The sequence below is a fragment of the Hymenobacter qilianensis genome (assembly GCF_014489555.1).
Classification (GTDB): Bacteria; Bacteroidota; Bacteroidia; order Cytophagales; family Hymenobacteraceae; genus Hymenobacter; species Hymenobacter qilianensis.
This window is the reverse complement of record NZ_CP060784.1, coordinates 1,026,162-1,044,818: the sequence shown is the minus strand read 5'-3', so window position 1 is coordinate 1,044,818 and position 18,657 is coordinate 1,026,162. Positions and strand designations below refer to the sequence as shown.

Annotated in this window: 16 protein-coding genes and 3 pseudogenes; 8 read left to right on the top strand and 11 right to left on the bottom strand. The window is 52.2% G+C overall.

Annotation, left to right across the window (positions count from 1 at the left end):
- Positions 1-48 precede the first annotated feature (48 nt).
- Positions 49-1,227, top strand: a complete 1,179-nt coding sequence (locus H9L05_RS04840; protein ID WP_187733242.1) for a thiolase family protein — start codon at positions 49-51, stop codon at positions 1,225-1,227.
- A 228-nt stretch (positions 1,228-1,455) separates the two neighbouring features.
- Positions 1,456-3,239 (top strand): annotated as a pseudogene (locus tag H9L05_RS04835) (acyl-CoA dehydrogenase family protein).
- A gap of 73 nt (positions 3,240-3,312) precedes the next feature.
- Here H9L05_RS04835 and H9L05_RS04830 read toward each other — a convergent pair.
- Positions 3,313-4,602 carry a hypothetical protein gene (locus H9L05_RS04830; protein ID WP_187733241.1) on the bottom strand — a complete coding sequence of 430 codons (1,290 nt, stop codon included), beginning with the start codon at positions 4,600-4,602 and terminating at the stop codon, positions 3,313-3,315.
- Between the two features lie 566 nt (positions 4,603-5,168).
- On the opposite strand from H9L05_RS04830, the gene H9L05_RS04825 reads away from it, so the two are divergent.
- A complete protein-coding gene (locus tag H9L05_RS04825) occupies positions 5,169-5,396 on the top strand; it encodes a hypothetical protein (protein WP_187733240.1) in 228 nt (75 codons plus the stop codon).
- Between the two features lie 61 nt (positions 5,397-5,457).
- Here H9L05_RS04825 and recG read toward each other — a convergent pair.
- From recG to H9L05_RS25825, 5 genes and pseudogenes are all read right to left on the bottom strand, one after another.
- A pseudogene (gene recG, locus H9L05_RS04820) lies at positions 5,458-7,552 on the bottom strand (ATP-dependent DNA helicase RecG).
- Between the two features lie 71 nt (positions 7,553-7,623).
- Positions 7,624-8,226, bottom strand: a complete 603-nt coding sequence (gene gldD, locus H9L05_RS04815; protein ID WP_187734184.1) for a gliding motility lipoprotein GldD — start codon at positions 8,224-8,226, stop codon at positions 7,624-7,626.
- 145 nt (positions 8,227-8,371) lie between these two features.
- The gene (locus H9L05_RS04810; protein WP_187733239.1) at positions 8,372-8,797 is read right to left on the bottom strand and encodes a single-stranded DNA-binding protein; all 426 of its coding nucleotides are present in this window, start codon (positions 8,795-8,797) and stop codon (positions 8,372-8,374) included.
- A 258-nt stretch (positions 8,798-9,055) separates the two neighbouring features.
- Positions 9,056-9,322 carry a hypothetical protein gene (locus H9L05_RS25830; RefSeq protein ID WP_317175109.1) on the bottom strand — a complete coding sequence of 89 codons (267 nt, stop codon included), beginning with the start codon at positions 9,320-9,322 and terminating at the stop codon, positions 9,056-9,058.
- Positions 9,301-9,981 (bottom strand): A/G-specific adenine glycosylase, encoded by a 681-nt coding sequence (locus tag H9L05_RS25825; RefSeq protein WP_317175108.1) that lies wholly within the window; start codon positions 9,979-9,981, stop codon positions 9,301-9,303. The genes H9L05_RS25830 and H9L05_RS25825 overlap by 22 nt, the downstream gene beginning before the upstream one ends.
- 199 nt (positions 9,982-10,180) lie before the next feature.
- On the opposite strand from H9L05_RS25825, the gene H9L05_RS04800 reads away from it, so the two are divergent.
- The 3 genes and pseudogenes from H9L05_RS04800 (at position 10,181) to H9L05_RS04790 (ending at position 13,495) form a co-directional block, all read left to right on the top strand.
- Positions 10,181-10,486 carry an HU family DNA-binding protein gene (locus H9L05_RS04800; protein WP_084443967.1) on the top strand — a complete coding sequence of 102 codons (306 nt, stop codon included), beginning with the start codon at positions 10,181-10,183 and terminating at the stop codon, positions 10,484-10,486.
- An 84-nt stretch (positions 10,487-10,570) separates the two neighbouring features.
- On the top strand, positions 10,571-11,488 hold the full coding sequence (locus H9L05_RS04795; RefSeq protein ID WP_187733238.1) for a tetratricopeptide repeat protein: 918 nt from the start codon (positions 10,571-10,573) through the stop codon (positions 11,486-11,488).
- Between the two features lie 400 nt (positions 11,489-11,888).
- Positions 11,889-13,495: pseudogene (locus tag H9L05_RS04790) on the top strand (Rne/Rng family ribonuclease).
- On the opposite strand, the gene H9L05_RS04785 reads toward H9L05_RS04790, so the two are convergent.
- Entirely contained in the window at positions 13,492-13,635 is a 144-nt protein-coding gene (locus H9L05_RS04785) for a hypothetical protein (RefSeq protein ID WP_187733237.1), read from the bottom strand. The pseudogene H9L05_RS04790 and the gene H9L05_RS04785 sit on opposite strands and share 4 nt — an antisense overlap.
- A gap of 36 nt (positions 13,636-13,671) precedes the next feature.
- Positions 13,672-14,307 carry a porin family protein gene (locus tag H9L05_RS04780; RefSeq protein WP_187733236.1) on the bottom strand — a complete coding sequence of 212 codons (636 nt, stop codon included), beginning with the start codon at positions 14,305-14,307 and terminating at the stop codon, positions 13,672-13,674.
- A gap of 107 nt (positions 14,308-14,414) precedes the next feature.
- On the opposite strand from H9L05_RS04780, the gene gldB reads away from it, so the two are divergent.
- Both gldB and H9L05_RS04770 read left to right on the top strand, forming a co-directional pair.
- On the top strand, positions 14,415-15,416 hold the full coding sequence (gldB, locus tag H9L05_RS04775) for a gliding motility lipoprotein GldB (RefSeq protein ID WP_444542856.1): 1,002 nt from the start codon (positions 14,415-14,417) through the stop codon (positions 15,414-15,416).
- Positions 15,417-15,479: 63 nt separating this feature from the next.
- Entirely contained in the window at positions 15,480-16,688 is a 1,209-nt protein-coding gene (locus H9L05_RS04770; RefSeq protein WP_187733234.1) for a glycosyltransferase family 4 protein, read from the top strand.
- A gap of 13 nt (positions 16,689-16,701) precedes the next feature.
- Here the strand turns inward: H9L05_RS04770 and nth are convergent, their stop codons facing one another.
- From nth to H9L05_RS04755, 3 genes are all read right to left on the bottom strand, one after another.
- Positions 16,702-17,430 (bottom strand): endonuclease III, encoded by a 729-nt coding sequence (gene nth / locus H9L05_RS04765; RefSeq protein ID WP_187733233.1) that lies wholly within the window; start codon positions 17,428-17,430, stop codon positions 16,702-16,704.
- A gap of 70 nt (positions 17,431-17,500) precedes the next feature.
- Positions 17,501-17,731 (bottom strand): anti-sigma factor, encoded by a 231-nt coding sequence (locus H9L05_RS04760; protein WP_223284735.1) that lies wholly within the window; start codon positions 17,729-17,731, stop codon positions 17,501-17,503.
- Positions 17,670-18,305, bottom strand: a complete 636-nt coding sequence (locus H9L05_RS04755) for an RNA polymerase sigma factor (protein WP_187312003.1) — start codon at positions 18,303-18,305, stop codon at positions 17,670-17,672. The genes H9L05_RS04760 and H9L05_RS04755 overlap by 62 nt, the downstream gene beginning before the upstream one ends.
- Between the last annotated feature and the right edge of the window lie 352 nt (positions 18,306-18,657).

Below are 18,657 nucleotides of genomic sequence, written 5' to 3'. Positions count from 1 at the left end.
CGCCGGAAGCTGGTTTCAACTCTATCACTTTCCTCAAGACTTACACTAATGACTGCATATATCGTAGCTGGTTACCGTACGGCCGTGGGAAAAGCCCCCCGCGGCGGCTTCCGCTTCACCCGTACCGATGACCTCGCCGCTGAAGTTATCAAACACCTGATGGCCTCCGTGCCCGCGCTTGATCCCACTCGCGTCGATGACGTGATTGTGGGCAACGCGGTACCTGAAGCCGAGCAAGGCCTGCAAATCGGCCGGATGATTTCGCTGTTGGCTTTGCCCATAAACGTACCGGGGTTGGTAGTGAACCGCTATTGCGGCTCAGGCATCGAGACCATTGCCATGGCCGCCAGTAAAATCACCGCCGGCATGGCCGACTGCATCATCGCCGGTGGCGCTGAGAATATGTCGCAGGTACCGACCGTGGGCTGGAAAACAGTGCCTAACTACAACTTGGTAAAGAAAAACCCGGACTACTATCTGGGTATGGGCCTCACGGCTGAAGCGGTAGCGAAAGACTACAGCATCAGCCGGGAAGACCAGGATATGTTTGCTTACAATTCCCATCAGAAGGCCATCAAAGCCATTAAGGAGGGCAAATTCAAAAAGCAAATCGTGCCCATCACGGTCGAAGAGACTTATCTCGATCAAGCTTCAGGCAAGAAGAAAACGCGCTCTTACGTAGTAGACACCGACGAAGGCCCTCGGGCCGATACCTCGGTGGAAGCACTGGCCCGTCTTCGTCCAGTATTCGCGGCGGGTGGCAGCGTTACAGCCGGCAACTCATCCCAAACTTCCGATGGCGCTGCTTTCGTTATCGTCATGTCGGAGCGCATGGTGAAGGAGTTGAACTTGGAGCCGATTGCCCGCATGATCACGTACGCCGCCGAAGGCGTTGACCCGCGCATCATGGGTATGGGCCCCATCAAGGCCGTGCCAAAAGCGCTTAAGCAAGCCGGCATGAAGCTCGATGACATAGATCTGATTGAGCTGAACGAGGCCTTCGCTTCTCAGTCTATCGCGGTGGTTCGGGAACTTGGTATCGATGAAAACAAGCTGAACGTGAACGGTGGAGCTATTGCTTTGGGTCACCCGCTGGGCTGCTCTGGCGCCAAGCTCAGCATTCAGCTTTTCGACGAACTGCGCGAGCGGGGCAAGAAGTACGGCATGGTGACTGCATGCGTAGGCGGTGGTCAAGGCGTAGCTGGTATTTACGAGCTGCTGAAGTAGCCCAGAATCAGAACTTGACAGGAAGATATCCTGTTTCTATAAGTGGAAGGAAAGCCCCAAACCGAACGGGGTTTTCTTTCCGCTAAGTACTCGGCAAGCCTAACATATTTTTGTATATTTCGGTAGTGAAATCAAAGGGATGTGTTGCCCCTAATGCTCGGCAAGCCTAATAGTTTCATTGCTGTTTACCCTCATTGAATTAACCTCAACTCTCAACCTCACATAGTCATGGAAGTATCAAACAAACTCAGAAAAGGCGGTGAATTCATCATCAAAGAGACGGATGCGCAAGATGTGTTTACGCCCGCTGAATTCACCGAGGAGCAAAATATGATGTACCAGACCTGTCTGGACTTCGTGACTAGTGAAGTGTACCCGCTGCTGGACCGCCTCGACAACCACGAGGAAGGCCTGATGGCTGGATTGATGAAGAAAGCCGGTGAGCTAGGCTTGTTCGGCGTGTCGATGCCCGCCGAGTACGGCGGCTACGACATGGACTTTAATACGGCTCTGCGCGTGACGGAAGGCGTGGGTGGGGGCATTCTTTCCCGGTAGCCTTTGCGGCGCACACGGGCATTGCTATGCTGCCTATTCTGTACTTCGGCAACGAGGAGCAGAAAACGAAGTATTTGCCCAAACTGACGAGCGGCGAGTGGGCTGGTGCCTACTGCCTCACCGAGCCTGGCTCGGGCTCTGATGCGCTGGGGGCCAAAACTAAGGCCATCCTGACTGAAGACGGCCAGAGCTACGTGCTGAATGGTCAGAAGATGTGGATTACCAATGCTGGTTTTGCGGAGGTATTCATCGTTTTCGCCCAGGTTGACGGCGACAAATTCACCGGCTTCATCATCGAGCGCAACACACCCGGGCTGACGTTCGGACCGGAGGAGCACAAGATGGGTATTCGCGGCTCGTCCACTCGCCAGGTATTCCTGTCGGACGTAACGGTGCCAAAGGAGAACGTGCTGGGTGAGGTTGGCAAAGGCCACCTAATTGCCTTCAATATCCTGAACATTGGCCGTATTAAGCTGGCTGCTGCCTGCTTGGGCGCCAGCAAAATGGCGCTTAACCTGAGCATTAAGTATGCTAATGAGCGGGTGCAGTTTAAGCTGCCCATCTCTAAATTCGGCGCTATTCGCCACAAGCTGGCCCAGCAGGCTATCCGCGTGTACGCTGCCGAATCGGCTATCTACCGCGCCGGCATGGACATCTACCGTATGGAGCAGGAGCTGCTAAGCCAGGGCAAATCAACGAACGAAGCGCTGCTAGGTGCCGCTCGTGAATTTGCCGTGGAGTGCGCGATGCTAAAGGTAGAAGGCTCGGAAGTGCTGGATTATGTGTGCGACGAGGGCGTACAGATCTTCGGTGGCTACGGCTTCTCAGCCGACTATCCCATGGACCGCGCTTACCGCGACTCCCGCATCAACCGCATTTTTGAGGGCACCAACGAAATCAACCGCATGCTGGCCGTTGATATGATCCTGAAAAAGGGGCTGAAAGGTGAGCTCGACTTGATGGGCCCCGCTCAAGCGGTGCAGCAGGAACTGCTGGCCATCCCGGACTTCGCCGAAGCTGACGATTCGCTGTTTGGCGCCGAGAAGAAGATCATTGCCAACCTCAAGAAAGCAATCCTGATGGTAGCCGGTACGGCCGTTCAGAAGTACATGAACTCCCTGGCCAAAGAGCAGGAAGTGCTGATGAACATCGCCGACATGTCGATCAAGGTGTACACGGCCGAGAGCACGCTGCTACGGGTTGAGAAGGAAATCAGTCTGAGCAACGAAGCTGCTCTGGCCAACCAGATCGATATTGCCCGTGTGTATCTGGCCGACACGATTGACTCCGTAACCAAAGCGGCAAAAGATGCTATTGCCGCCATGACCGAAGGCGACGAGCAGCGCCTGCTGGCTACCGGCCTCAAGCGCTTCACTAAAGCGGAGCTATTCAATACCAAAGAAGCCCGCCGTCGCATCGCCGCCGCGATGATTGAGGCAAACGAGTACGTGTACTAGTTGACAGAGATTGTTAAGCATAAAAAAGCCCCCAGATACATTCTGGGGGCTTTTTTATTCAATATATCTGTATCTACTTCACCGCGATTTTATTGAGTTGCAGGGCGGCTGATTTCTTGCTGGGCCGGCTCACCCCTACGATAGTTTTGGGGTCGAGCCAAGCCGTAAAATCTTTTACATAAGCCAGCTGCTGATCATTCGCTACGTTGAGGCCCAAGCCTTTAGCTGGCTGCACTACGCCGGTTTGCGCGTTCACCCGGCGCAGGTACAGGTCCGATTTGCCTTTCAGTTTTTCCTGCGTTAGGATATGAATCTCGGGGCCAAAAACGCCCACGCGGTAGCCGATACCAGCAAAGGCTTCGGCAGGCGAGGCCACCTGCTTTTTATCGATGATGCTGTGCCACTCCGGTAGCTGAAACTCATTGTAGCCAAACAGGTGTAGCTCGCGGGCATGAACCGGCGAAGCGTCGCCGCCCTCCTCATACTTTTTCTCCGCCACGATTATCATCTGCTTTTCCTCCGTGAATAGCAAGTCGGTCAGGTACACGTCTTCCAGGCGCTTGGCCGTGGATTGCGTCGCCTTGTTGACTTCGGCCAGGTATTCGGGCTTGAAGCGAAACTCGGGGACAAATTTCATCGTGCCCTCGCCCTTGAAATCGAACTTTACTACTTTCAGGCTGTAGTAAAGGCCCGTCAGGCGCTCGGTGCAAATAGCGGCGGCGTAAAGTGTAGTGTCTGGCCGAAGGGCAAATTTGGCGTCGAATACCATTACGGCCTTGCCCTCAAAGGAGCCGCCTAATGCCACCGACATAACTTTGATGTCCGCGTTATCATTGCGGTAACGACGCACGGTGAGCTTCTTCATATCGTCGCTCAGCAGCGTTACATACTGCGTGCCCTCGTTGTCGATGTGAATAGTAGTCGAGAAAAAGCCCCCCAGATCCTGAAAATTGTAGACACGGTCCTTCAGCTTGGTTAGCTTCTCATTGTACACGCTGGCGCTGATAGACCGAATCTGCTGGTCGCGGGTGACGTATTGCCACGCCACGATTTTGGTCCCATCAAGGGAGAATGCGGCGCCGGGTCTACGGTTGCGGGCAGCAGTTTCGGTAAGCTTTTTCTGGGGGGCAATTTTGCCGGTGGCCAGCTCAAAGGCTTGCCCTGCTAAGCTTTGAGTTGCCCCATCCTTGCGGTAGATAAGCACCGTGATTTGCTGGCTGCTCTGCCCAAAACCATCAATGCTCTCTTCGGCAGTGAGCGGCAGCGGCGTTGACCATAAGCGCTTTAGCTCTTTGTCATAACGCTCCACGGCGTATTCGGTAGCCGTGCGGTGTGCCAGAATAACAAAGCTGCCATCAGCCATAGGAAGCGTCTTTTTGGCTACCCTTTGGTTATAGCGGTCGTCCGATTTTTCTGGTAAATAGCTAAAAGCAACTGATTTAACTCGTTGCCCTAGCGCCGGTACAGTCAAGCTCAGACTAAGAACACAGATAAGGCAGTAGGTATGAAGAAATGCAAATCGCACGTTGAAAGGCAGTTAAGTTGGAAAAATGATAGTTATCAGAAAAAAATAGGATCAAAGGTATCCAACTCCAGCCGCATCTCGTATATGGCGCCGCTACCAGTCGGGTAACCTACACAGTAGGTAATCATTTCTTGATGAAGCCTTAATATTCTGGTGTTCAGTATCAGGATTCGAGTATGCTTACTTTGTGGATGGAATGTATGTAAATATGAAATTACCGATAAGCGCTTCCTGCTAGCTGCCTTAAAAACGGTGGACAAAAGCATTAATAAAAATTAAAAAACGCTTTTGAGCCTCCTAAATCACGTTTGCTACTATTCCCCATTTGTTTCCTTGCCTCTTTGCCAACTTTGGCTTTAACTTTGTGCGCCTCTACGGCAGTCGTTTATTAGATTACCTTCATTATGAAAGCATTACTAAAGTTTTTATTACTGTTTAGTCTCATCATTATTGGTAAGTTGGTGAAAGAGCCCATTACCGGAGATATTGCTGCTAAGGATGCTGCTGCTAACGAACTGCCTGTGCATATGATCTCTTTCTTCTCGCGTCAGGCTACCCTGCAAGGTGGTGCTGCCCAGGAAGATGGCAAGCAGTGGTGGTTGCAAGAACCAGCACAGGTAAGCAATAATTAAGGTAATTATTTGATAAGCAACTCATTAGTTGCTTTTTTTATGCTTCTTAGCTAAAAGTGCTTTAACTAATCCGGCTCCAGTTTACTGCCGTTGCGGGCAACGACTCAATATGTCGGCGGATGTTGAGGTTTTGGGGCCGGCTCAGACTGGGGTCTTCGCTGAGGAGTTGCTGGGCTGCTGCCCGCGATTCGCTCAGAATGCGGCCATCTTTCGCTAAATCAGCGATAAGCAGATCGAGCACGCCACTCTGTTGGGTGCCCATCAGGTCGCCAGGGCCGCGCAGCTTCAAGTCAATATCAGCGATTTCGAAGCCGTTGTTGGTGCGCACCATCGTTTCGAGGCGAGTGCGCGAGTCTTTGCTGAGCTTATAGCCCGACATCAATATGCAGTAGCTCTGGTCAGCGCCGCGGCCTACCCGACCCCGCAGCTGGTGCAGTTGCGATAAGCCAAACCGCTCAGAGCTTTCAATCACCATCACGGAGGCGTTTGGCACGTTTACGCCCACCTCAATAACGGTGGTCGCCACCATGATCTGCGTTTCCTTTTTAATAAAGCGCTGCATTTCGAAGTCTTTCTCTTCAGCCCGCATGCGGCCGTGCACAATGCTGATTTGAAACTCAGGGAAGGCACGCGCTACACTTTCGTAGCCGTCCGTAAGATCTTTATAGTCCAGCGTCTCCGATTCCTCAATCAGCGGATACACGATATATACCTGCCGGCCCAGGTTAATCTGGTCGCGCAAAAATTGAAACACCTTCAACCGATTAGCATCATAGCGATGCACCGTCACGATGGGCTTGCGACCGGCGGGCAACTCATCAATCACCGATACATCGAGGTCACCATAAAGCGTCATGGCCAGCGTACGCGGAATAGGTGTGGCCGTCATCACCAGCACGTGCGGAATAACGTGCGGGTTCTTTTGCCATAGCTTCGAGCGCTGGGCCACACCGAAGCGGTGCTGCTCATCCATAATGGTCAGACCTAGGTTACGGAACTGCACGACGTCTTCCAGCAAGGCATGAGTGCCCACTAACATGTGCATCTGGCCTGCCCGCAATGCTTCATGCAGTACCCGTCGCTCAGCAGTACGCGTGCTGCCCGTAAGCTTGCCAATGCTTATACCCAACTGGTCGGCGTAAGCCTTAAGGCCCACATAGTGCTGGTCGGCCAGAATTTCAGTGGGCGCCATCAGGCAGCTTTGGGCGCCGTTGTCGGCGGCCATGAGCATGGCTATGAAGGCCACGATGGTTTTGCCCGAGCCCACGTCGCCCTGCAAGAGGCGGTTCATCTGCTTGCCGGCGCAAAAATCCTTGTAGATGTCGTGAATAACACGTTTCTGGGCACCAGTGAGGTCGAAGGGTAGATGGTTCTTATAGAAATCAACCAACGACGGCACTTCTCGAAAAATCTGGCCCGCTAGCTCTACTTTGCGTTGGTCGCGCTGGCGTAGCAGCTTGAGCTGAACGTAGAACAACTCCTCAAACTTGAGCCTAAACCGTGCTGCCTGCAACAACTCAGGGCTCTGCGGGAAGTGAATTTGCTGCAACGCATCTGCCTTCCCCATAAGCGCATAGTGCTGAATCAGGGCCGGCGATAAGGACTCCGAAATGTGCGGGGGGCAATTTTGAGCAAGTCGGCCACGATGCGGGCCAGTGCCTTGCTATCAATGCGATGGTAATTCTTGAGCTTTTCGGTGGTATTGTAAACGGGCTGCAAAAAGCTCTGACCCGGCTTTGCTTCCGTGACTTCCTCCAGTTCTGGGTGGGCCATTTGCGGCTTGCCATTGAACATCGTCGGCTTACCGAAAACAATGTATTCCTGATGATTCTTGACGACGTTTTGTAGGTATTTTACGCCCTTAAACCATACCAGCTCCAACTCGCCACTCTCGTCGGCAATTTTGGCTACCAAGCGCTGCTTAGGGCCTTCGCCTAACACTTCACGGTTGCGCAATACACCCTTCACCTGCACATAAGGCAGGTCATCGTGCAGATCGACGATGTTATAGAATTGAGTGCGGTCGAGGTAGCGGAAAGGGTAGCGCTGAATGAGGTCGCCGTAGGTAAAGAGGTTCAACTCCTTTTGCAGAAGTTGAGCCCGCTGGGTACCTACCCCCGCAAATATTCTATTTTGGTGTTGAAGAAATTGCTCATTCATGGGAATGAGCAATGCCGAGGTAAGATGACTGCGTCCTTGGTCCCTGCATTGCTCACTAAGCAAAACGTTATTGATATTTTAAGGTATTAAGCATCTGAACGATATCCTTCTTGACATAGTCAATGATCGGGGCAAGTGAATCATTGGCCGTCGCGATGGGAAAGTAAAGCGCTCCGCGGAAAAAATGCTTGGTGCTATCAGTGGTGTAAAACTGAAACTGGCTGGGCACGTCACCAGCTAGCTCAAATACGGCCACCTTCATTCCGCTCGGCGTTCGCATGATGCTCTCGTCGATGGCCGATGCCTTTATTTGGTGCTTGCTGGTGAGCTTACGCGCATCCTCCATCATCTTATTAAACAGCTTCGGATTCTGCTGCACATTGGTGTAAGTGATCTGCACGTTAGCGCCCAGTTTTGGATAATAAATGTTAATCCAGTTGGGCTGCGCCAGATATGACGAGTCGCGTAGTACGCGGGCGTGCTGCGAGTATTCGAAAGTGTAGGGGCGGCCCGCCGGGAGCTGCTGGTAGCTATGGGGCGGCAAATCAATACGATTATACCCCTTAGGCTTAGGCGTATAGTCGCCCCCGGAAGAGGTGCAGGAAGTAAATATGGCCCCCACAAAAAGCAGAACCGCACTCAAACCGTGGTAAAGTCGAAAAACAGGCATTTGAAACAATGCAAAGATGATAATCAAAGGTAGGCGGAAATGAAGATGTTGTCTTAATCTACCGGTCCGATCCGGAAGCCTAGAAACGCAAAAGCCCCGGCACGAAGCCGGGGCTTTCGGGTAGTATCACCCGCTGGGGGCATTTTTAAAATGGTAACTGGTCTAATTCTGGCTCCTGACGGAAGGATTGCGGCTCAGGAGCTGGTGTGACTTGGTTTGCGGCTCCATCGGTGTGGGGCTTACCACCCAGCATGGTCATCTCATCAGCCACGATTTCCGTGATGTAACGGGTCTGATTGTCTTTGTCCTGATACTGGCGCGTCCGAATGCGACCTTCGATATATACCTGGTGGCCTTTGCGCAGATACTTCTCGGCCACCTCCGCCAGGCCGCGCCAAGCAGTGATGTTATGCCACTCAGTACGCTCAATACGGGCCCCGCTTTTATCCTTGTGATACTCATTGGTGGCCAGTGTAAAATTGGCCACGCTTACGCCGCCTTCCAAGTGGCGCACTTCCGGGTCTTTACCCAGATTTCCAACTAAGATTACTTTGTTCACTCCTGCTGACATAGCTTGATTAATAAGGGGTTACGAAGCAAAATAAGCTGCTTCCTATTCCTTTAAAGATACAAAAAAGACATGGGGCGTCCAAGCCAAAATGGGCTTAAAAACCGGGTCTTCCCAAGTAATTACTGATCAAAACGGCCTTGGGTAACTGCTCTATTTCTGGGCTAGTGAAAGCGGCCAGACCTGTAGCCGTCAGGGCGGAAACAGGGAGTGGCGCTTCCAGCCAAACAGGGTGAAAACGCGCTTCCACTTTCTGATGACTCAGCACATGCCGGGCCGCGTAAGCCGGTTCCGATACGCTGCTGGTGTCCAATTTGCCCCCCAGAGCTTCCACCGCATCGAGCAGGTCGGTGGGGGCAAATCGGGGCTGTCAGTTTCAGTTAGAGCAAAGTCATATAAGCCTTGCCAGATGTCCTTATCCGTGCGCTTACGCAGGTAGATCGTATCATCGTAGCGCAAGACCATGTAGTGAAAATAGCGCGTGCGTGCTGCTTTAGCCTTACTTTTTACGGGCAGCTCCTGCACCATACCATGCTGAAAAGCAAAGCATTGACCTTGCAGGGGCAAAAAAGACAGTCAGGCTTTACTGGCGTGCACTGAATAGCGCCAAACTCCATGATGGCCTGGTTGAACTCGGCCGGTGAGGCCGCCGGAATCAGCGTATCAGCCAGCTGCTGAAACACTTTGCGGCTGGCTGGCGCAGCAATATCCGCGCTGATGCCAAACACGCGAGCCAAGACCCGGTACACGTTGCCATCAAGCACGGCCACCTGCTCATCGTAGGCAAAAGAGGCAATGGCGGCAGCAGTGTACTGGCCTACACCTTTGAGTTGGAGCAAGCCCGCATACGAGCCTGGAAATTGACCCCCAAACTCGCTTGTGACTTGTTTGGCAGTATGATGCATGTTGCGGGCCCTAGAGTAGTAGCCCAACCCTTGCCAGTGACGCATTACCTCGTCTTCGGGAGCCGCCGCCAACTGCTGCACAGTAGGATAAGTGGTCACGAAATCAAGGTAGTAGGGGAGACCTTGCTTCACTCGTGTTTGCTGCAAAATGACTTCTGAGAGCCAGATAGCGTACGGGTCGCGGGTATGACGCCAGGGCAAGTCGCGGCGGTGACGCGGGTACCAGTTGAGGAGAGCAGAGGCAAAGAAAGGGTGGGCGAGAGCAGAAGAGTGGGAAGTCAATATATTGAGAATAAATAATTTAGGAAAGAAAGACGGAGCTGTGTGGAATCAGTAAATAATGTTGCAAAACCAAAAAAGCAAACTACCTTTGTGGCCCCAATTCATAAGCGAACAGCTTACCGGGCAAGGGCTTACGTGTTGAATCGGGATATTTTGCCCAGCATATTTTTTCTCTCCATAGTACATTTCATTTACCAGCGTGACTAAAGCAGAAGTAATCGCCGAGATTGCCGACAAGACCGGCATCGAAAAAGGAGACGTGTCAGCTACCGTCGAAGCCTTCTTCAAAGTAGTAAAGGATTCGATGGCCGACGGCAACAATATCTACGTACGCGGCTTTGGCAGCTTCGTAAACAAGAAGCGGGCAAAGAAAGTGGCTCGCAACATCTCTAAAAATACGTCGATCATCATCGACGAGCACTTTATCCCGAGCTTCAAGCCGTCGAAAACATTCATCGGCAAAATCAAAAACAGCAAGAAAATTAAGGAAACCGCTCAGGCTTAATCCTTCTTTTTCTTCCATTTACTTTTTTGCCGGCTAGCCGTCGGGCGCTCCGTAACCGGGAGCCCGGCGGCCTGCTTTTTCTGCATGGCGTCACGTTCCCGCTCACATCAGTTAATCATACTAGTCATTGCCCTTGTGCTGGTGGCTGGGTTGTTTCTGTTGCCCAAGGTAACGGTGAAGCCTAAAGAAGGGAAAGGCGAGATGAGTCAGGATGCGGCCCGTACGGCCAACCGCGACGGTGGCGGCCCCGCTACTAATGGCTCAAAGGCTATCGCTTCCTCGGGCGACCAGGAGCAAACCGCTGGACCCGCGGGCGCTACGCCTGAGCAGCCGCATCAGCAGGCTACTGCTGAGCAAAGCCGCGAGATAAAAGATTTGGCTGCCCGCTTCAATAAAGAACGCGACCCGCAGGCCCGCCTGCGCGTAGCCTCCGACTTGGCTGCTAAGTATAAGGCCATCGCTAAGTTTGATAGCGCCGGCTATTACTACGAGCAGGTCGCAATTGCCCGCCCCGGTGAGCAAGCCTGGAAACGGGCTGCTGATGAGTACTTCGAGGCTTTTGGCTTCGCAGCTACAGAGGAGCGGGCCAAAACGCTCAGCACCAAAACGCGGGAGCTGTACGAAAAGGTGTTGAAAAACAACCCTGATAACCTCGACGCTAAAACCAACCTCGGTATGGCCTACATGGCCAGCGACAACCCCGTACAGGGCGTTACGTTACTGCGCGAGGTGTTGGCTGCCAATCCACGCAACGAGAAGGCGCTCTATAACCTGGGCATCCTCTCTATCCAAAGCAATCAGTACGACAAAGCCGTAGAGCGTTTTCAGGAGCTTGTAAAAGTGAATCCGGAGAATGTGAACGGCCAGTTTTATTTAGGCGTTTCTTTGGCCCAAACGGGTGCTAAAGAGGAAGCCCGAGCGGCTTTCACTAAAGCGAAAAGCTTAAGCAGCGACCCAAGTCTGGCGGCCTCCGTCGATGAGGAGCTGAGCAAGTTGGAATAAAATAGCAGATTTGTGACTCCGAAGCCTACTGCTTACGAAGCAGAAGCGGCGGATGAAAAATCAGCTAACGAAGAATAAAGTCATTCAACCATTTAAACCACAACCACATGCCCTGCGGTAAAAAGAGAAAGCGTCATAAGATTGCCACCCACAAGCGCAAGAAGCGTCTGCGCAAGAACCGTCACAAGAAGAAGTAAGCCCCGCGGGGTTAGCTGGCGGACGGTTGAGGCTTCAACCAAAGTCCGTTTATCTCTCATTTAGTATCCTTGAGAGTGGCTGGTTTGATGCTTTCCCCGTGGCTCGGAAGGGAAGTTGGTGCCTTGGTGCACTGGCTTCCCTTTGTGGGTTTCGGGGGGCAAATTCGGGCACTTTTGGGGAGATTAGTTAAGCTACCGAGACATTGAGTAACGAATTAATCATTAATTCTGCTCAGGATGGCGAACGAATTGCCCTGCTCCAGGACAAGCGGCTCATCGAATACCATTTCGACCGCAACGACACCAACTACTCCGTTGGTGACATCTTCCTGGGTACGGTCAAGAAAGTGATGCCCGGTCTGAACGCCGCGTTCATTGACATCGGGTATCAGAAAGACGCTTTTCTGCACTACGGCGATTTAGGCGAGAATTTCCTGTCGCTGAATAAGTGGGTGAAAGGCGTACAATCGCAGAAAATTACCGTCGGGCCTCTGAAAACCTTTCAGTTTGAGGAGCCGCTCGACAAAGTCGGCAAGATCGACAACGTGCTCAAAAAGGGCCAGCAGCTGCTGGTTCAGATTGTAAAAGAGCCCATATCGACCAAAGGTCCGCGCCTGTCCACCGATATTTCGATGGCGGGCCGCTACCTTGTATTGGTACCTTTTTCCAATACCATCAGCGTTTCCAAGAAGATTGTCAGCCGCACGGAGCGCGACCGCCTCAAGCGTCTCATCGCCTCCATTAAGCCCGACAATTTCGGTGTCATCATCCGCACAGTAGCCGAAGGTCGCGAGGTGGCCGAGCTGGACAAGGATATGCAGAGCATGACAGCTAATTGGGAGCAGCTCTTCCAGACCCTGCGCACCGCAAAGGAGCGCGATAAGGTTTTGGGCGAGCTGGGCCGCACTAGCTCCATGCTGCGCGACATGCTCAACGAGTCATTCGATGCCATCACCGTCGACTCAGCGCCGATGTACGAGGAGATGCGGGCTTACCTGGAGAAGATTGCTCCTGATAAGCTGGGCTTGCTGAAGCACTACACCGGTAAGGTGAAGATGTTTGAGCAGTTCAACATCGAGAAGCAGCTCAAAACCCTGTTTGGTAAAACCGTAACGGTGCCCGGCGGCGGCTACCTCGTTATTGAGCACACCGAAGCCCTGCACGTTATCGACGTAAACTCGGGCAACAAGAGCAACCAGGAAAGCGACCAGGAGGCAAATGCCCTGCACGTAAACTTGTCGGCGGCCCGCGAAGTGGCCCGCCAGCTGCGTTTGCGCGATATGGGGGCATTATTGTCGTCGATTTCATTGATATGAAATCGGCGGAGAGCCGCAAGAAGGTGGAGGATGCGGTGAAGGACATTATGAAGCACGATAAAGCGCGCTTCACGATTTTGCCTATCACCAAGTTTGGGCTGCTGCAAATCACGCGGCAGCGCGTGCGGCCCGCTGAAAACATCATCACCGGCGAACTGTGCCCCACCTGCGGCGGCACCGGCAAGATTTCGGCTTCTATCCTCGTCACCGATGAGATTGAAAACAGCATCGAAGACTTGCTCGTGACTCAAAACCAGTCGGGCATTACGCTGCAAGTGCACCCTTTCCTGTACGCGTACTATACTAAAGGCTTGGTTTCCAAGCAGATGAAGTGGTACTTGAAATATTATAAGTGGGTAAAAGTGACCAAGGACACCAGCCTTGGCCTCACGGATTACCGCATCGAGGACGAACGGGGCGAAGACATCGAGCTGCACTCACCAGCAGCGGCCATGGCCCGCCTCCAGGACCGCGAAATAGAGATTATCGATTAAGGACAAACGGTTTTTTCTGCGAAAAGCCCCTGACCAAGAAGAAAGCCCGCTTCGCTCTGGATGAGCAAGGCGGGCTTTTTCGTGCAAGGAATCGGCGCTTGATCGTTTTTAACAGAAAAAGCCCCCAGCAATATCTTCATCCCAAAAGATGTTGCTGGGGGCTTTTTTCGGCTCGATTAGAACTTGATACCTAAGTCAAGCGCTACTTCCCCGTTTTTGATAGTAACATCGTTGTCAAAATAGCGGTCTATGTTAGCAAGACCATGATGATACGAGAGGCCAGCAAATACCTTCGTGCTCTGGCCCACTTGATATTCCGCTCCGAAGCCGCCAAGTAAAGCTGCATCAGGAATAATAAAGTGCTTGCGGGACCTTTCATTCCCTTGGTAGAACTTGTCGCCGTCGATGCGAGCCGCTACTACGCCACCAATTTTGCCCCCCAGTTGAAAGTAGAGCTTTGTATCAGTGGTAATATCGTTGGTGAACAACTTTACCGTTAGCGGTATTTCCAGGTATTGCAGGCTAATCTTCTGCTCATTGTTTAAGTCGAATCCGCTGTAGGAAATGGTGCCACCCTTACTGGTAAGCTGTAAGCCCGTACCAAAGGCGTAGTTTTGGCCAAAGAAGTAATCCACTACCAAACCGCCTCCAATACCTAGCTTACTTTTCTCTGACTTAAAATTACTTACACCCGGTGAATCTGCCCGCAAATAGGCGATGGAAGGGGAAAGCTTGATACCGATTTCGACTTGGGCAGAGGCTGTGCCAGCGGTAGCACCGAGCAGGAGCAGGGCTAAAAGTATTTTTTTCATAATTAAACGGATAAAACGACACCTGAAACACGAAAGCTGACTGGCTGGCGTTTCGTTTTGGCTATTTTCGTCCCAAAGATAGAACCGTGTATCACAAATCTGCCCCTCTGCGTACCTGTTTTGCCATTTGGTTGGGTACTCTATTGCTCCTGACTGGCTGCAAAAAGGCCAATACCTGCGAAATAAATCCGGAAGTAGCCAAGATAGAGGCTCCCGTACAAGTCGAGCGGCTGGAGCAATCATTCTTCGCAATCAAAAATGAAGCAGAGGCCCGGCAGTTTCTGGCTCGCAACCCGCTGCTGGCCAACCAGTTTCTGCAGCGTCGGCAGTATCCCTCCGATGCGGCTCTGGCTGCTACACTTACGCGCTTAGCTACCAATCCGGGTTTGCAGAAGCTAGGCCGCGAAACGCAGGCTGAATTCTCTAGCACCGACACCCTACAGGCGGAGCTAAAGCAGATGATGCAGCACGTGCGCTACTATTTTCCGAATTTCCGGGTGCCGCCTGTAAAGACGTTTGTAAGCGGCCTGAGCCAGGATTTATTCGTAAATGACAGCCTGATGGTGCTCAGCCTCGACTTCTTCGTCGGGCCCAAAGCCAGCTACCGCCCCAACGTACCCGGCTACATCCTGCGGCGCTATACACCTGCTCATTTATTACCAACCGTAGCGCAGGCCATTTCCAGCAAATACAACCAGCCATTGCCTGCTAACCAGCAAACCATGCTGGGCGAGATGATACAACTGGGTAAGTCGCTGTACTTCAGCGAAAAAGTGCTGCCCTGCACTCCCGATTCGGTGCTCATTGGCTACACCGCCGATGAATTGGCTGGCTTGGAGTTCAATGAGAGTAAGGTGTGGGCTCACTTTATTGAAAAAAAACTGCTCTATAATAACAGCCCTTTTACTATTCAAAAATACGTGAGTGAGCGCCCCAACGTGCCCGAAATAGCAAAAACGGCCCCCGGTCGTATTGGCGCTTGGGTAGGCTGGCAGATTGTGCGCAAATACATGGAAACGCACCCAAACGTGACGCTAGCTCAACTCATGGCCAAGAAAGATCCGCAGGCTATACTCAATGAGTCGCGTTATCGGCCAAAGCGGAAGTAGATTAAAACAGAAGCTATTTTATTTCATACGAAGAGAGTAAGAAGCTAGAATTTAGTTGCCGAAGTGCATATCGCGGTTTTCAGCCAGTATCACACCAACCCCGATTGTCCGGCTACCAGCCGGCACTACACGCTGCTGGCGCATTTAGCCCGCACGCACCGCGTATCACTAATAACGACGCGCACGTGGGAGCCACAGCGCCTTACCCAACAGTTTCCGTGGGTGCCGGATGGGGTAGAAATGCGAGCCGCAGACGTTCCCTATCATAATAAGATGGGTGTCGGGCGGCGGGCATTAGCTTTTGGGCAATATGCCGCCTACGCCCTGCGCGAAGGCCTGCGCTTGGACAAGCCCGATGTTATCTGGGGAATATCAACGCCGCTGACGGCTGCCTGGGCCGCCGCGCGAGTAGCGCGACTACGTCGGGTGCCGTGGGTATTTGAAGTGCAGGACTTGTGGCCTTCTTTCCCGATTGCCATGGGCGCCGTGCCGAATAAGATAGCGCAAAGACGGCTATTTGCTTTAGAGAAAGGGCTTTATACCAGTGCCAGCCACATTCTGCCATTATCCCCGGATATGTCAGGCTATATAGAGGCGTTGGGAATTAACACAGCTAAAATAACCACTGTCCTTAACGGTACCGACTTTCACTTAGCTGCGGCAGCCACCGACGCGGCCGTTGCTAATCTGCGGCGCGAACAAGACCTGATAGGCCGCCGGGTGGTGCTCTATGCCGGCACTTTCGGGCGGGCCAATGATATCCCGACGTTGGTTGCCGCGGCCGAAAAAATGGCCCCCAGCCACCCGGATATTACCTGGCTATTTATGGGGCACGGCTTTCACGAGCCTCTGATTCAGGCAGCGGCAGCCCGATGCCCTAGTATTCGCTTAATTGCCCCCCAACCCCGCCATGCCGTGTTTACGTGGTTTAAGTTGGCTGAAGTGTCGATAGTTTCCTTCTTGGATTTGCCCGTATTGGATGCGAATTCGCCCGCTAAATTCTATGACAGCCTTGCCGTAGGTACCCCCGTAGTTGTCACGAACAATGGCTGGACAAGAAAGTGGGTCGAAGACTATGCGTGTGGCTGGTACACGCCCGCCGGCGACGCAACCATGCTGGCTTCATGTCTGAGTGAGCTGTTAGCTAAGCCTGCAATTCTGAGACAAGCCGGAGAAAGAGGTAGAACCGCTGCCTTACTACATTTTGATAGAAAGGTGATGGCCGCTGATGTACAGAAAGTGTTGGAAAATGCGAGATCTAATACTAACTAGGACTACTTATGTACTATGTTGTGCCCGCAGCGTCGTTATCTGTGATACTGGGGGGTAATTTTGGCTCAGTTAACGAACCGGGGCCATCAGGAGCAGACAAGCCAAAATGCTCTGCATAATACTTGCAGAAATCGGTGAGGGGACAAACAGCGCATTTGGGCTGGCGAGCTACGCAAATGTAGCGGCCATGCAGAATCAGCCAGTGGTGAGCCTTCGGAATCAGCGTTTCGGGAGTATAGCGCACCAAATCCTTCTCTACTGCCAGCGGCGTAGTAGATGAGCGATTGACCAACCCCAACCGATGCGACACCCGGAATACATGGGTATCCACTGCCATGGCCGGCTGATTATAAATGACGGAAACCACAACATTGGCCGTTTTGCGGCCAACGCCCGGCAAGCGCTGCAACTCCTCAATGGTGCTTGGTACTTCGCCGCCAAATTCATCCATCAGCATTTTTCCCAAGCCAGCTAAGTGCTTCGCCTTGTTATTCGGGTAGGAAACGCTGCGGATAAACGGGTAGACCTCCTCGGCTGTTGCCGCGCCTAAGTGGGCCGGTGTCGGGAAATGCCGCAGCAACTCGGGCATCACCAGGTTTACGCGCTTGTCGGTGCACTGGGCGCTGAGTACTACCGCCACAATCAGCTCGTACGGATTGGAATACTGTAGTTCCGTTTGCGGCTCCGGGAAGTGCGTGGTGAAATAGTCCAGAAAGCGACGAAACCGTTCAGCCTTGCGCATAAAAAAGAGGGAATGAGTAATAAAGCAGCAAAATACGCTACTCTCGTTACTCATTCCCTCCTTTTCTCTTCTACGACGGCGTCAGAAAGTTGCGCGAATATTGTAGAATGGCTTGGGTCGTTGCGGGCTGGGGACCGCGTTGCAAGCTGGTGAGGCAGCGCTGAGCCAGCAGCAAATCGGCACAGCGGGCGGCCAGCTCAGCATCGTGCGCCAAGGCTTGCTCTACTTCCTGGCGTTCCTTATCCGGCAACTCGTTGTACACGTACCGGATCAGCTTCTCGTGGGTAAATGTTTTGATCATAGAAAACGGGTTGTGCGGCCATTTTTTTCCGCAGGTTGATAAGCGCGTAGCGCATCCTCCCCAGAGCGGTATTAATGCTGACCCCCGTTGCATCGGCGATTTCCTGAAAGCTCATATCGCCATAATGACGCATCACAAGCACTTCCTTCTGCGCCGCGGGCAGGTCCTGAATTAATTCGCGCAACCGGGCATGGGTCTCTTCGCGGGTGATGGTCGCTTCCGCGCCCTCTTCCGCTAAAGCCAACGAATTAAAGGCGTGGCTTGTTGTATCAAGACTCAATAAAGGCTTACGTTTTTCGCGGCGGAAGCAGTCAATGGCCAAATTATGGGCAATGCGGCAAATCCAGGAAGAAAATTTTCCTTCCTCGTTATAGCGTCCACCCTTCATGGTGTGGATGGCTTTTATAAAGGTGTCTTGGAGTAAGTCTTCAGCAACGGCTTCATCGCGCACGATGAGCATGATAGTAGTGAAGACGCGGGCTTTGTGCCGCTCCAGCAAGAGAGCGAATGCATCTTCTTTGCCGGCAATGTAGAGCGAAATCAACGCGGAATCACTCGGCTGCATGGTTTCCATAAAGGCTACGGGTTAAGAGAACGTAGAGCTTTAAGTCAAATAGTGCAGGTTGCCGGTGAAAGAGAAAATTCTTATAAAAAGATAACTGGGTGAGTCAAATGTATAAAACTAGTTGACCAAATACAACGTGATAAACAATCTGTTAAAATATTTTTTCTGAGCGCCTCGAAACAAATTATTAAATATTGTAAATCAAGTATTTATTATTTCTAACTCTTCAAAACAAATGAAAGTAACTACTACAAACGCCCTAAATACAGGCTGTAAGTAGGTTTACTGATGAGCAATAATAACACCGTAATGCTGCCGCCAACCAGATTGAGCAAACAAAACCCGATTATTCTGCCGTTAA